The organism is Cryobacterium glaciale (assembly GCF_004402535.1).
GTDB lineage: Bacteria > Actinomycetota > Actinomycetes > Actinomycetales > Microbacteriaceae > Cryobacterium > Cryobacterium glaciale.
Genome location: NZ_SOEY01000028.1, coordinates 320,264 through 334,340, shown reverse-complemented (window position 1 = coordinate 334,340; position 14,077 = coordinate 320,264). Strand labels below are relative to the sequence as shown.

Sequence of the window (14,077 nt, the reverse complement as noted above, 5' to 3'; positions counted from 1 at the left end):
CGAAGAGTCTCTGTATACAAAGAGTGGTTGAAGTATTGCATATAACCCAGCAATGTGGAATAGGATCGCTCTTGTGTATACAGAAACCGCAATGTTGGGGTTAGACGTACCGCTTCGCGCCAGCGAGCGGGCGTATCGTCAGCTGCGCGGGGAGATCCTGAACGGACTCCTCGCCCCGGGCGCCGCCCTGCTCGAAGTGGAACAGGCCGAGCGCATCGGTGTCTCCCGCACCCCGTTGCGAGAAGCAGTGGCCCGATTGATCGCCGACGGCCTCGTCGTCGGCCGTCGGGGGCGCGGCTTCGAAGTGACCGACATCTCCGTCGACAGCATCTCCGAGCTGTATGAGCTGCGACAGGCGCTCGAGGTGCAGGCCATTCGCCTGGCCGCGACACGGCGTGATCCCGCGCCGTTCCAGGAACTGCGCGATGCTTTCCTCACTGCGCCGAACCTTCTGGAGCAGGGCGACCTTGGGGTGCACCGTTACTACGTGCTGATTGACGAACTCGAAGACGCCGTCGACGCCGCCGTCGAAAACCCCTTTCTCGTCGGCGCCCTGCGCGCCGTACGCACCCACCTGGCCCGTATCCGTCGGCTCGCCCGTAGAAATCCGCTGCGGCTGCGTGCCGCAGCGGCGGAGCATCTGCTGATTATCGACGCCATCATTGCCGGCGACCCGTCGCTGGCAGCCCATGCCACCCATATTCATCTTCACCAAAGCCTCCTGAGCGTCCTCGCGGCGATCGATGAGGACTCGGTCAGCAGTCGATCAACGACTGCGGCCGACTAACGAAGGGATCCACAGTGCAGCTTCATCACGTTCGAGTTCACAAGAGCGACGAGAATCTGGCCCGCGAGGACCAGCTGGCCTGGAAGATCGCCGAGGTCGCCGCCGACCCCGCCCCGGTCTCCGAGGAAGTGACCGAAATGGTCATCAACCGCGTGATCGACAACGCTTCCGTGGCCGCGGCCAGCCTGACCCGTCGCCCGGTGATCGCCGCTCGATCCCAGGCACTCGCGCACCCGCGTTCCAACGGTGGCGACGGAGCGACCGTGTTCGGCCTCGCGCCCGCCCGCCGGGTGTCCCCGGAATGGGCGGCCTGGGCCAACGGCGTCGCCGTGCGTGAACTGGACTACCACGACACCTTCCTGGCCGCCGAATACTCGCACCCCGGCGACAATATCCCGCCGATCGTTGCCGTCGCTCAGCACCTCGCCGCGTCCCGCGGACTGACCGGCAGCGCCCTGATCCGCGGCATCGCCACCGGCTATGAGATCCAGATCGACCTCGTGAAATCGATCAGCCTGCACGCGCACAAGATCGACCACGTCGCCCACCTCGGCCCGTCGGTCGCCGCCGGCATCGGAACCCTGCTCGGCCTGGACAAGGAGACCATCTTTCAGGCCGTCGGCCAGGCGCTGCACACCACGACCGCGACCCGCCAGTCGCGCAAGGGTGAAATCTCCAGCTGGAAGGCCCACGCCCCCGCGTTCGCCGGCAAGATGGCGGTCGAAGCCGTCGACCGTGCGCTGCGCGGCGAGACCAGCCCGACCCCGATCTACGAGGGTGAGGACGGCGTCATCGCCTGGCTGCTCGACGGCCCCGACGCCGCCTACGACGTGTCGCTGCCCGCGGCTGGCAGTATCAAGCGCGCCATTCTCGACAGCTACACCAAGGAGCATTCGGCCGAATACCAGGCCCAGGCGTGGATCGACCTCGCGCGCAAGCTGCACAACGAACACCCCGAACTGCTCGTGGCCGGTGCCATTAAGAGCGTCCGTCTCCACACCAGCCACCACACGCACTACGTGATCGGCTCCGGCGCCAACGACCCGCAGAAGTACGATCCCACCGCGAGCCGCGAAACCCTCGACCACTCCATTCCCTACATCTTCACGGTGGCGCTGCAGGACGGCAGCTGGAACCACGTCGACTCCTACAGTCCGGAGCGTGCCGGTCGCCCCGACACGATCGCCCTGTGGAACACCGTCACCACGACCGAAGACCAGGAGTGGACGCGCCGCTACCACTCCCTCGACCCGGCCGAGAAGGCCTTTGGCGGTCGCGTGGAAATCGAGCTGGCCAACGGAAACCGCCTGGTCGACGAGATCGCCGTGGCCGATGCGCATCCGCTCGGCGCTCGACCGTTCGCCCGCGCCGAGTACATCAACAAGTTCCGCACCCTGGCCGCGCCGGTGATGGAGGAATCCCAGATCGAACGCTTCCTCGCCCTGGCGCAGCGCCTCCCCGAGCTGGGCGGCGCCGACCTCGGCGGCCTGACCATCGTGGCCAAGCCGGGACTGCTCGAGACGATCGCCACCCCGAACGGCATCTTCTAATGCTGTATGCCAAGGCCACGGCCGCCGACAAGCGCAGTGCCCTGCGGGCCGGCCTGTCGAGCGGCACGATCCTGCGCTACCCCGGCGCCTTCAACCCGCTCTCGGCCAAGCTGATCCAGCAGAAGGGGTTCGAGGGCGTCTACATTTCGGGCGCCGTACTCTCGGCCGACCTCGGCCTGCCCGACATCGGCCTGACCACCCTCACCGAGGTGGCCGGCCGGTCGCAGCAGATCGCCCGCATGACCGACCTGCCGGCGATCGTCGACGCCGACACCGGCTTCGGCGAGCCGATGAACGTGGCGCGCACGATCCAGACCCTCGAGGATGCGGGCCTCGCCGGCATGCACATCGAGGACCAAATCAACCCGAAGCGCTGCGGTCACCTCGACGGCAAGCAGGTCGTGGACGCCGACACCGCGATCAAGCGCATCCGCGCGGCGGTCGACGCTCGGCGTGACCCGAACTTTCTCGTAATGGCGCGCACGGACATCCGTGCCGTTGACGGGCTGGACGCGGCCGTGACGCGTGCGAAGCAGCTGCAGGACGCCGGGGCCGACGCGATCTTCCCCGAGGCGATGGGCAGCCTGGCCGAGTTCGAGACCATTCGGGCGGCCGTATCGGTGCCGATTTTGGCGAACATGACCGAGTTCGGCAAGGGTGAGCTGTACACGGTGCAGCAGCTCGAGAACGTGGGAATGAATCTCGTGATCTTTCCGGTGTCGCTGCTGCGCCTCGCGATGGGTTCCGCCGCGCGCGGACTCGACGCGATCGAACAGCACGGCTCGCTCACCACGATGCTGCCAGAGATGCAGCACCGGGCCGACCTGTACGAGTTGCTCGACTATGCGTCGTACAGCCAGTTCGATTCGGGTATCTTCGATTTCACGCTGAACCCGCACATTTCGACGTCCAGTTCGACGCAGGTCTAAAGGAGCACCATGTCTGACATCCAAACGGTGGAACCCCACGTTTATAAAGGACTCACCGGCGTCATCGTCGATACGACCGCGGTCTCCAAGGTCAATCCGGAGACCAACTCGCTGCTCTACCGCGGCTACCCCGTGCAGGAGCTCGCGGCGAAGAAGAGCTTCGAAGAGGTCGCCTACCTGCTCTGGCACGGCGAACTTCCCGACGACCAGCAGCTCGCCGATTTCGAAGCCCGCGAACGCTCGCTGCGTCACCTCAGCCCGGTGATCAAACGCATCATCGACGAGCTGCCGCTGACCGCCCACCCGATGGATGTCGTGCGCACCGCGGTGAGCGTCATCGGCGCGAGCGACCCCGACGCCGAAAACCCGTCGGCGGAATCCGACCTCGCCAAGTCGATTCGCCTGTTCGCCCAGCTGCCCGCCATCGTCTCCTACGACCAGCGTCGCCGCCACGGCCTTGACCTGGTCGAACCGCGCGACGACCTCGGCTACTCGGCGAACTTTCTGCACATGGCCTTCGGCGAGGTGCCAGAACTCGTCGTCGTGAACGCCTTCGACGTATCGATGATCCTCTACGCGGAGCACTCCTTCAACGCGTCGACCTTCACCGCCCGGGTCATCACCTCGACCCTGTCCGACCTGTATTCGGCCGTGACCGGCGCGGTCGGAGCGCTCAAGGGAGCCCTGCACGGCGGTGCCAACGAGGCCGTCATGCACACCTTCACCGAGATCGGCCTCGAAACCGGCTCGGCCGCGCGGGCCGAACCGTGGCTCGAACAGGCCCTCGCTGAGAAGCGCAAGATCATGGGCTTCGGACACCGCGTCTATAAGAGCGGCGACTCACGGGTGCCGACCATGCGGGCCTCGCTCGTCACCCTGGCCCAGCACTACCAGAAGCCGGAACTGCTCGAACTCTACGAAGCCCTCGAGACGGCGATGACCACCCGCAAGGCGATCCTGCCGAACCTCGACTACCCCTCGGGCCCGGCCTACCATCTGATGGGCTTTGACACCCTCACCTTCACGCCCCTCTTCGTCGCGGCGCGCATCACCGGGTGGACCGCGCACATCATGGAGCAAAAGAAGAGCAACGCGCTCATCCGCCCGCTGTCCGCCTACAACGGCGTCGACCAGCGCCAGGTTCCGTAGCGTTCCCTCCCGAGCGGATGCTGCGCGGCCGGCCGGTCGCGCAGCATCCGTTTGCGCCGATCGGAACGGGGTGCTGTGGATCGTCGCTAGCATTGACGGATGACACCTGATGCCGAGGCTGTGCCCACACCATCCGTGCTCGACCGCGAAATTCTGCAGTGGACCGACTTCGCCGCGGCGTCGCGCGAGCTGGCCGTGCGGGTGCGGGAGAGCGGTTTTCACCCGGATGTCGTGATCGCCATCGCCCGCGGCGGCCTGCTGCTGGCCGGCGCCGTGTCGTACGCGCTCGGCACCAAGAACTGCGGCAGCATCAACGTGGAGTTCTACACCGGCATCGACGAACGCCTGCCGGAACCCGTGCTGTCGGCCCCGATGCTCGACGCCCCGGCCCTCGCCGGCAAACGGGTGCTGCTCGTCGACGACGTCTCCGACTCCGGCCACACCCTCGCGCTCGTCATGCGCCTGCTCGGCGAAACCGCGATGGAGGTGCGCACCGCGACGCTCTATACCAAGCCGCGCACCGTGCACGTGCCCGATTTCACCTGGCGCGAAACCGACAAGTGGATCGTGTTCCCCTGGTCGGCGCTGCCGCCGGTTCCGGGCGCCCCCGAGACAATCGCGCCCGAAGCGCTCGCCGACCTGGCTGCTGAGGTCACGGCGTGAGCGTGCACCTGGTCGGCGGCGGGGGAGACCCCGTACACGACGCCGAGGTGTTCGGAACTTTCCTGTCCGAGGTCACTTTTCAGGCCAGCCAGGTCGGCCGCGATGAACCGATCGTGGCGATCATCACCGTCGGGCCGGGCAGCGCCCACGCCGACGAGCTCGCCGCGTCGCTCGGTGTGAGCGTGCAGACCCGCCGCACGGTGCTCGCGCCCGGCGACACGGCAGCCCTCACCGCTCTCGGCGCCGTCGACGGCATCGTCATCGGCGGCGGCGTGACGCCCGACTATCTCGCGGCGCTGCTGCCGATTGCCGGCGAGATTCGCCGCCAGGTCTCGGCCGGCGTGCCCTACCTCGGCTTCTCGGCCGGCGCGATGATCGCCGCCGAACGCGCCCTGATCGGCGGCTGGCGCATCGGCGGGGTCGAGGTCACGCCCGAAGACGTCTCTGAGGGGCTCGACGAGATCACCCTCGCCCAGGGCATCGGCCTGCTCGACGTCACGGTCGACGTGCACGCCGCCCAGTCCGGCAGCCTGTCCCGCCTGATCGCGGCGACCGAGGCCGGCCTCGTCGATGGCGGCCTCGCCATCGACGAGAATACCGTGCTCGTGATCGGCGAGGGTGCCCTCCGCGTTCTCGGTGCCGGCAGCATTTGGAAGGTCAGCCAGGCCGACGGAGGCGTGCTCGTGAGCACCATCGGCGCCTGAGTCGCTCGTGAACCTCGATGTCCTCGCGGCCAGCGGCGAGATCGACCCGGGCTGGGCGCAGGCACTCGCCCCCGTGGCCGATGACCTGGCCAGGGTCGGCGCGTTCCTGGCGAGCGAACGGGCCGCCGGGCACGAGGTGTTGCCGGCACCGGAGCACCTGCTGCGCACGTTCCGCCAGCCGTTCGACGCCGTGCGGGTGCTCATCGTCGGGCAGGATCCGTACCCGACCCCAGGACATCCGATCGGCCTGGCCTTCGCCGTCAACGCCGACGTACGGCCGCTGCCGCGCAGCCTCGGCAACATCTACACCGAGCTGGGTACCGACCTCGGCCTGCCACGCCCGCAGCACGGTGACCTCTCGGCCTGGTCCGACCAGGGCGTGCTGCTGCTCAACCGGGTGCTCAGCGTGCGCTCGGGCGCGGCCGGATCGCATCGACGGCACGGCTGGGAAGCGGTGACCGACCAGGCGATTCGTGCGCTGGTGGAGCGGCAGCGTCCGCTCGTGGCAATTCTCTGGGGCAAGGATGCCGGCGCGCTGAAGCCCCTGCTCGGTGACACACCCGTGCTCGAGTCGGCGCACCCGAGCCCATTGTCGGCCCGTCGCGGATTCTTCGGCGCGGCGCCGTTCAGCCGGGCCAACCTTATTCTGACCGAGCAGGGGGCGGCGCCGGTTGCCTGGGCGCTTCCGGTAATCTGGAACCAACCAGAAAGGGGAGTGCCCGGTGCTTGAGGAAGAGTACGAGCCTCGTCGTCGGCTGCCCCGCCACCTGCGGCCGGAGATTGCGGCCGAGGCGCCGTTCGAATACGAGATGCGCGAGGTGCGGGCGACCGACCTGCCGCACATTCGCGAGATCTACAACTATTACGTCGCCAACAGCACCGTCACGTTCGACGAAGATGCCATGACCCTCACCGAGTGGCGCGACAAGTTCTATTACCTGAACAAGCAGGGCATGCCGTTCATCGTTGCCGTATCGCCGGCCGGTCAGATTCTCGGCTACGCACTGGTCAGCCCGTGGAAGCAGAAGAAGGCCTACCGGTTCACGGTGGAGAATTCGATCTACCTCGGCGCGGCGTCGACCGGCAAGGGACTCGGACGTGAACTGCTCGGCGAACTGATCAAACGGTCCAAAGCGGCCGGCCTGAAGGAGATCATCGCCGTCATCGCCGACCAAGGAGCGGATGCCTCGATCAAGCTGCACCGCGACTTCGGCTTTGAGGAAATCGGCCGAATGGGCAAGGTCGGCTTCAAGTTCGAGCGCTGGCTCGGCACCGTTTTGCTGCAGAAGAGCCTGAAGTAGGCCGTCAGCGCGCGTCGCGCGGCGTGTTTAGGCGGCCGACGGTGTTCAGCACGACGCGGCGTGGGTAGATACTCGCGACCCGGGCGAGCAGCGCGTTGCGGGCGCCGACCAGCACGACGGATGGCGTCACCGACCGGTCGAGCGCGGCGAAGGACGCACGCATGACCTCATCGACCGTGAGCGGCGTGCCCTTCCTGCCGCCGCCGGTTTTAGCAACCTCGAAGAACTCGGTGTCGGCCGGGCCCGGGCAGATCGCTGTCACCTTGAGCCCGCTCGCCCGCGTCTCGTAGCTCACCGCTTCGGTGTAGCTGAGCACGTAGGCCTTCGTCGCGCCGTAGACCGCCATGCGCGGCACGGGCTGGAACGCCGCCGTGCTCGCGAGGTTCACGAGCGCCGCGGTGTGCGGGTGCACCGACGCGGTCTCGACCAGGTCGGGCAGGAAGGCGTGGGTCAGCGCGGTCAGCGCGTGCACGTTGAGGGCCACCTGCTCCCGTTCCCGCTCCTCGTCGGAGTCGAGCACGGTACCGAAGGTCGCGAAACCCGCATTGTTCACGAGCGTGCCGATGGTGATCGCGCGCTCGCGCAGGTCGCTGACCAGCTCGGGAACGGCATCCGCTTCGGTGAGATCGAGGGGAATGACGGTGGAGACGGTGCCGTATTTCTCGGCGAGGTCCACCGCGAGGGCTTCGAGGCGAGCCTGCCGGCGGGCGACGAGCACGAGATCCGCGCCGCGCTGCGCGAGCTCGTGGGCGTACCCGACGCCGAGTCCGCTCGACGCTCCGGTGATAAGCGCGGTGGTGCCGATGGGGTTGTACAAAGCGCTGGCCATGGCTTGAGGCTAGCCGTCCTGCGCGTGCATAACCAGTGTTGGCTGGCCGCCCGCCCCGGTCGAACTAGGCTCGGCATATGGCTGATCCACACGAATTGACCGCCCTGGAACAATGGCAGGCCCTGCAGAGCCGCGAGATCAGCCCGAGCGAACTCGCGGAACATTACCTGGCCCGCATCGAGAAATTCAACCCGGCGCTCGGCGCCTTCGTCACCGTCACCGCGGATGCCGCCCGGGCCAGGGCCCGCTACGTCGAAGAGCGGATGCCGCGCACCGCACCGCTCTGGGGCCTCCCGTTCGCCGACAAAGACCTGCACCTGCGCGCGGGGGTGCCAGCGCGGTTCGGGTCGCGCCTGCTCGCCGACTACGTGCCCGACGAGTCCGACGACCTCGTGCTGGCGCTCGACGACGCCGGGGGAGTCAGCCTCGGCAAGACCAACACCCCCGAATTCGGGCTCGCGTCGTACACCGAGAGCCTCGCGGCCCCGCCCGCCCGCACCCCGTGGAACCTCGCGCTCGGTGCCGGCGGCTCGAGCGGCGGCGCCGCCGTGGCGGTCGCCGCCCGACTGCTGCCGTTCGCTCCGGGCTCCGACGGCGGCGGGTCCATTCGCATTCCCGCGGCCGCCTGCGGGCTCGTCGGGCTCAAGCCCAGCCGCGGCCGGGTGCCGTCCGCCTCCGGCATCGACAAGCTCGGCGGCCTTGCCGTCGGCGGGCCGCTCGCCCGCACCGTGGCGGATGCCGCCCTCCTGCTCGACGCCATGATCGCGCCCCGAGACGGTCGCCCCGACCACCACTACGCCCTGCGCGCCCCCGATAACGAGACGCCGCTGCTCGCGGCGGCCGTACGCGGCGAGGGCCGCTTCCAGCTCGGCGTGATGACCACCTCGGCCTGGGACGACGACTACTCCATTACGATCGCCCCGGAAGCGCAGTCCGCCCTCGACCTGGCCGTCGCCGGGTTCGCCGCGCTGCATCACGGACTCGAGGAGACGGCTTTGAAGCCCGACCCGAGCTACGTGCCCGCGTTTCGCACCATCTGGCAGGCCGGGGCGGCGACCATCCCCGCCGACACCGACGCGGAGATCGCCCTGCTCGAACCGCTGACCCAATGGCTGCTCGCCCGCGGCCGGGCCCTCAACGCCCGGGACCTCGCCGAGGCCCTCACCGCACTGACCGCGTTCGAGCGGTCGTTCATCCGCCAGCTGTCGAAATTCGATGCCGTGCTGACCCCGGCCATGGCCCTGACCCCGCGCCCGGTCGGCTGGTATGACGCGCACGACGCCGAAGCGAACTTCGCTCAGCAGGTGCAGTACACGCCGTTCACCTCGATGATCAACGTGAGCGGGCTGCCGGCCATCGTGCTTCCGGTGCACCAGACCGAGAACGGCCTGCCGATGGGCGTCCAGCTCATCGGCCGGCCGGGCGGTGAAGCCACCCTGCTCGCGCTCGGAGCGCAACTGGAGCGGCGCATCCGCTGGCAGGACCGGGTGCCGCCCGAGCCGGCCTAGGTTCTGGCGGGCCGGGTTCTGGCGGGCCGGGCTACCGACGCGTCGCGACCGGCCGGGACGGCCACCAGAATCGGTCGTCGACCAGAAACACCAGGGCGGGCACGAGTACGGTGCGCACGACGAGGGTGTCGAGCAGCACACCGATGCAGACGATCACACCGATCTGGGTGAGCGCCACGACGGGCAGCACCCCGAGCACGGCGAACACGGCCGCGATCAGAATTCCGGCGCTCGTGATCACCGCGCCGGTGGAGGACAGCGCCCGCACCATGCCCTCCCGGGTGCCGTAATGCCGCGCCTCTTCGCGCGCCCGCGTGGTCAGGAAGATGTTGTAATCCACGCCGAGGGCCACCAGGAACAGAAAGGAGAACAGCACGACGCTGGTGTCGAACGCCGTGAAGCCGAGCAGGTTCTGAAAGATCAGGTTCGAGGCGCCGAGGCTGGCGAAGAAGGTGCCGAGCACGGTGGCGATGAGCAGCACCGGCGCCACGAGCGAGCGCAGCAGCAGCGCGAGAATCAGAAACACGATGCCCAAAATGAGCGGCAGAATCAGGCCCTGGTCACGCTCGGCGCTCGTCTTCGTGTCGAGGGCCGTGGCATCGCTGCCGCCGACCAGCGACGGCGAAACCGTGCCAGGGGCATCCGCTAAATCGGTGCGCAGCGCGGCGATCGTCGCAAAGGTCTCGTCGCTGCCCGGTTCGCTGTCGAGTGTGACGTCGATGCGGGTGAGCCCGCCGGCATTCTCGCCGGCGACCGCCGCCGACACGCCTGCGGTGTCGAGGGCCACGGCCACGGCGTCAGCGGATGCCGCATCCGGCGCGAGCACGACCGTCTGGCTGGTCAGCCCCGCCGAGAACGACGCATCCACGATCTCCTGCGCCACGACCGACTCCGGGTTGCCGAGCAGCTGGTCGGCCTGGGACAGCCCGACCGCGGCGCCGTTCAGCCCGAACGCGAGCGAACCGATCGCCAGAACGGACACGACCGTGACGATGGCCGGGTGCCGCGCCACGCCACGACCGAGCCGGGTCCAGAGGCCGGTGCGCGCCGGCGCAGCTTCGCCCTTCGGGCGCGGAATGAACGGCCAGAACAAGCCGCGCCCGCACACCACGAGGGCGGCCGGCAGCACGAGCAGGGCGAACCCGATCGCGATGAGCACACCGATCGCGCAGGCGATGCCGAGCGCGCGGTTACCGGCGAGTTCGGCGAAGACCAGGGTGGCGAGGCTCAACGCGACGGTGCCGCCACTGGCCGCGATTGCCGGGCCGGCGCTCGTCACAGCGGTGCGCATGGCGACATTGCGGCTCTCGGTGTGCAGCAGTTCTTCGCGGTAGCGGGCCACGAGCAGCAGGGCGTAGTTGGTGCCGGCGCCGAACACGAGCACCGAGAGAATGCCCGAGATCGAGGCGTCGAGGGCGAAGCCGAGCGGTTCGGCGAGCGCGCCGGCCACCTTGCCGGCGAGGCCGTCGGCGAGGCCGACCACGGCGAGCGGCACGATCCAGAGCACGGGGCTGCGGTAGGTCACGATGAGCAGCACCGCGACCACGATGACGGTCACGAGCAGCAGGCGAAAGTCCGCTCCGGCGAAGGCGTTGGTGATATCGGCCTGAAACCCGACCGGCCCGGTGATATAGGCGGTCAGCCCGCCCGGCAGCCCGGCCGACGCCGTCGAACGGATGGTCGTGGCCGTCTTCTCGATATCGGCAGTCGCTCCGAGGGCCTCGAGCGGCATCACGCTCAGTGCCGCCTGCCCGTCGTCACTGAACTGCGGTGTGGTCGCGCGCGGGGCGATCGACGCAGCGCCGAGGTTCTCGGCCGCGGCGGTGATCGCGGCGCGGTCGGACGTGGTGAGATGATCGCCGTCCCGGCTCCAGACCACGATCGCGGCGGTCCGGTCGGCCGAGGGAAATTCGGTGAGCAGTGCGGTGACCTGCGCGGCCTGGCTGCTTTCCGGCAGTCCGGCGGTCGGAAAATCCTCGGATTCGTTGGCCGGCAGCAGGGCGAACAGCAGGCCGACGGCCATTACGGTGCCGAGCAGTACCGCCCACGCGGTGCGTTTGCCGGTGATGAAGCGGGTGATCACGAGCACAGTTCCTCCAGAACCTTGACGTTCGCTATCCTAGCTAGCTAAAACCCCGCACCAGTTAAGACTCCGCATATTGTTTTGAATTACTCAAAACAAATGCTAGGGTCGAAGCATGACAACGACCGATTCGAGCAGCGACCACGCGGGCCTGCGCCTGGCCGCGGCCGAGCCCGAGTTGTTGGCCGGCAGCATCCGCTCGGCGGGTCTCAAGGTGACCGCGCCGCGCCTGGCCGTGCTGCGCGCCCTCACCGACCGGCCGCACTCCAACGCCGACGCCCTGTTCGGGCTCGTGCACGCAGGCCTGCCTGGCACCTCGCTGCAGGCGGTCTACGGGGTGCTCGCCTCGTTCACCACCGCCGGGCTCGTGCGCAAGATCGAACCGGCCGGCTCGCCCGCGCTGTTCGAACGCCGGGTCGGCGACAACCACCACCACATCGTGTGCACCCGCTGCAACGTGGTTCACGATGTGGACTGCGCCGTCGGCCACGCCCCCTGCCTCACCCCAGCGGATGCTCTCGGCTTCGACGTGCGCGCCGCCGAGGTCATCTACTGGGGTCTGTGTTCCAGTTGCCAGGCCGCAACGTCGAACCCCTAAACTTCCTCCGTCAACCTCGCGTTGCTGTTCACAATCAAGGAGCACCATGACTATCAAGCCCACTACTGACCAGACGGGAACGCCCGTCGCCAGCGACGCGCACTCCCTCACCGTCGGCGCCGACGGCGTTACCGCGCTGCACGACCGCTACCTGGTCGAGAAGCTCGCGCAGTTCAACCGTGAGCGCATTCCGGAGCGCATCGTGCACGCCAAGGGCGGCGGAGCGCACGGCGAATTCGTCGTCACCGGCGACGTCTCGAAGTACACCCGCGCGGCCGTGTTCCAGCCGGGCACCGTCACCCCCACCCTGCAGCGCTTCTCCAGCGTTGCCGGCGAGCAGGGCAGCCCCGACACGTGGCGCGACGTGCGCGGCTTCTCGGTGAAGTTCTACACCACCGAGGGTAACTACGACATCGTCGGCAACAACACCCCGGTGTTCTTCATCCGCGACGGCATCAAGTTCCCCGACTTCATCCACTCGCAGAAGCGCCTGCCGGGCACTGGCCTCCGCGACGCAACCATGCAGTGGGACTTCTGGACCCTCTCCCCGGAGTCGGCCCACCAGGTCACCTACCTCATGGGCGACCGCGGCCTGCCGCGCTCCTGGCGTGAAATGCCCGGCTTCGGCTCGCACACCTACCAGTGGATCAACGCCGAAGGCTCGCGCTTCTGGGTGAAGTATCACTTCGAATCCAACCAGGGCAACGTCGAGATGGAAGGATCCGAGGCCGAGGCTCTAGCCGGAGCGGATGCCGACTACTACCGTCGCGACCTGTCCGACGCCATCGCCGCCGGCAACTTCCCGTCCTGGAACGTGTCCGTGCAGGTCATGCCCTACGCGCAGGGCAACACCTACCGGTTCAACCCCTTCGACGTTACGAAGGTCTGGCCGCACGCCGACTTCCCGCTGATCCCGGTCGGCACCCACACGCTCAACCGCAACCCCGACAACTTCTTCGCCGAGATCGAGCAGTCTGCGTTCTCGCCGGCGAACTTCGTGCCCGGCATTGCGGCGAGCCCCGACAAGATGCTCATGGCGCGCATCTTCTCCTACCCCGACGCACAGCGCTACCGCGTGGGCACCAACTTCGCCCAGCTGCCGGTGAACGCTCCGATCAGCCCGCTGAACAACTACTCGCAGGATGGCGCGCAGCGTCACTTCTACAACGCGCCGAGCGAACCGAACTACGCGCCGAACTCCCTCGGCGGTCCCGTCGCCGATCCCGCCGCTGCGGGCGAGGGCTCGTGGGAGAACGACGGCTCGCTGCTGCGTGCCGCCGCGACCCTGCGCAGTGAAGACGACGACTTCGGCCAGGCCGGAACGCTGTACCGCGAGGTCTACGACGACGCGCAGAAGGCCCGTTTTCTCGACACCATCACCGGTGCCATCAGCGGGGTGACCCGCCCCGAGGTCACCGAGCGGGCCATCGGCTACTGGACCAGCGTTGACGCCGACCTTGGCGCCAAGCTGCGCGCGAACCTCGCGGTCTTCGCCGAGGCTGCCGCCGTCGACGCCGAGTACGTCGCCGCGCAGTAGCACTTCCCGCCCAAGCAGAACCGCCCGGCCTGTTTGCAGGCCGGGCGGTTGTCTGTGCCGGCACGCATCCGCTTGAGCTAGCGAATGTAGCCGCCTTTTTTCAGGCCGGCCTCGATCTCGAAGCGGTTCTTCAGCGGGTTGCGGCCGGCGACCGCGTACAGCAGTGGAAAGACCAGGCCGAACCGTTGCCACTGGCGTTTGTGCACGGCTTCGTGGTCGAGCACGTTGGCAGTGACGTTCTGGTCGGTGAGGTAGCAGCCGCCCACGCACGAGCCGCCGCGCCCGAACGTCCAGGGTGGCATTCCGCGGAACACGAACAGGCCCGACCGTTTTTCGACGCGGCCGGTGCTCCAGATCGACCCCCAGACCAGCCCGAATGCCGTCGCGTAGAGGTAGCCGGCCCGGCTCAGGGGCGAATCAAAGAGGATGCGTCGCATCC

General features: G+C 68.1%; 14 protein-coding genes. 11 read left to right on the top strand and 3 right to left on the bottom strand.

Annotated features, from left to right (window positions below; translation table 11 throughout):
• The first annotated feature begins 73 nt into the window (after window positions 1–73).
• From E3O06_RS13685 to E3O06_RS13650, 8 genes are all read left to right on the top strand, one after another.
• Window positions 74–787, top strand: a complete 714-nt coding sequence (locus E3O06_RS13685) for a GntR family transcriptional regulator (RefSeq protein WP_338144864.1) — start codon at window positions 74–76, stop codon at window positions 785–787.
• A 14-nt stretch (window positions 788–801) separates the two neighbouring features.
• Complete coding sequence (locus tag E3O06_RS13680; protein WP_134503896.1) at window positions 802–2,337, top strand: MmgE/PrpD family protein; 1,536 nt, start codon at window positions 802–804, stop codon at window positions 2,335–2,337.
• The gene (gene prpB / locus E3O06_RS13675) at window positions 2,337–3,266 is read left to right on the top strand and encodes a methylisocitrate lyase (RefSeq protein WP_134503895.1); all 930 of its coding nucleotides are present in this window, start codon (window positions 2,337–2,339) and stop codon (window positions 3,264–3,266) included. Before E3O06_RS13680 ends, prpB begins: the two co-directional genes overlap by 1 nt.
• A gap of 9 nt (window positions 3,267–3,275) precedes the next feature.
• Window positions 3,276–4,415 (top strand): bifunctional 2-methylcitrate synthase/citrate synthase, encoded by a 1,140-nt coding sequence (locus tag E3O06_RS13670; RefSeq protein ID WP_134503894.1) that lies wholly within the window; start codon window positions 3,276–3,278, stop codon window positions 4,413–4,415.
• A 99-nt stretch (window positions 4,416–4,514) separates the two neighbouring features.
• Entirely contained in the window at window positions 4,515–5,078 is a 564-nt protein-coding gene (locus tag E3O06_RS13665) for a phosphoribosyltransferase (protein WP_134503893.1), read from the top strand.
• On the top strand, window positions 5,075–5,782 hold the full coding sequence (locus tag E3O06_RS13660; protein WP_134503892.1) for a Type 1 glutamine amidotransferase-like domain-containing protein: 708 nt from the start codon (window positions 5,075–5,077) through the stop codon (window positions 5,780–5,782). The genes E3O06_RS13665 and E3O06_RS13660 overlap by 4 nt, the downstream gene beginning before the upstream one ends.
• A 7-nt stretch (window positions 5,783–5,789) precedes the next feature.
• A complete protein-coding gene (locus E3O06_RS13655) occupies window positions 5,790–6,512 on the top strand; it encodes a uracil-DNA glycosylase (protein ID WP_134503891.1) in 723 nt (240 codons plus the stop codon).
• Window positions 6,505–7,083: a GNAT family N-acetyltransferase gene (locus E3O06_RS13650; protein ID WP_174843232.1), complete on the top strand. Its 579-nt coding sequence runs from the start codon at window positions 6,505–6,507 to the stop codon at window positions 7,081–7,083. Before E3O06_RS13655 ends, E3O06_RS13650 begins: the two co-directional genes overlap by 8 nt.
• A 4-nt stretch (window positions 7,084–7,087) precedes the next feature.
• Here E3O06_RS13650 and E3O06_RS13645 read toward each other — a convergent pair whose 3' ends face one another.
• Window positions 7,088–7,912: an SDR family NAD(P)-dependent oxidoreductase gene (locus E3O06_RS13645; protein ID WP_134503890.1), complete on the bottom strand. Its 825-nt coding sequence runs from the start codon at window positions 7,910–7,912 to the stop codon at window positions 7,088–7,090.
• A gap of 77 nt (window positions 7,913–7,989) precedes the next feature.
• Here E3O06_RS13645 and E3O06_RS13640 point away from each other — a divergent pair, with 77 nt between their 5' ends.
• Window positions 7,990–9,420, top strand: a complete 1,431-nt coding sequence (locus E3O06_RS13640) for an amidase (RefSeq protein WP_134503889.1) — start codon at window positions 7,990–7,992, stop codon at window positions 9,418–9,420.
• 31 nt (window positions 9,421–9,451) lie between these two features.
• On the opposite strand, the gene E3O06_RS13635 is transcribed toward E3O06_RS13640, so the two are convergent.
• On the bottom strand, window positions 9,452–11,509 hold the full coding sequence (locus E3O06_RS13635; RefSeq protein ID WP_134503888.1) for an MMPL family transporter: 2,058 nt from the start codon (window positions 11,507–11,509) through the stop codon (window positions 9,452–9,454).
• A 109-nt stretch (window positions 11,510–11,618) separates the two neighbouring features.
• On the opposite strand from E3O06_RS13635, the gene E3O06_RS13630 reads away from it, so the two are divergent.
• Window positions 11,619–12,101, top strand: a complete 483-nt coding sequence (locus E3O06_RS13630; RefSeq protein ID WP_134503887.1) for a Fur family transcriptional regulator — start codon at window positions 11,619–11,621, stop codon at window positions 12,099–12,101.
• A gap of 46 nt (window positions 12,102–12,147) precedes the next feature.
• Window positions 12,148–13,638, top strand: coding sequence for a catalase (locus tag E3O06_RS13625; protein WP_134503886.1), 1,491 nt, complete (start codon window positions 12,148–12,150; stop codon window positions 13,636–13,638).
• 77 nt (window positions 13,639–13,715) lie between these two features.
• Here E3O06_RS13625 and E3O06_RS13620 read toward each other — a convergent pair whose 3' ends face one another.
• Complete coding sequence (locus E3O06_RS13620; protein WP_134503885.1) at window positions 13,716–14,075, bottom strand: Fe-S oxidoreductase; 360 nt, start codon at window positions 14,073–14,075, stop codon at window positions 13,716–13,718.
• Between the last annotated feature and the right edge of the window lie 2 nt (window positions 14,076–14,077).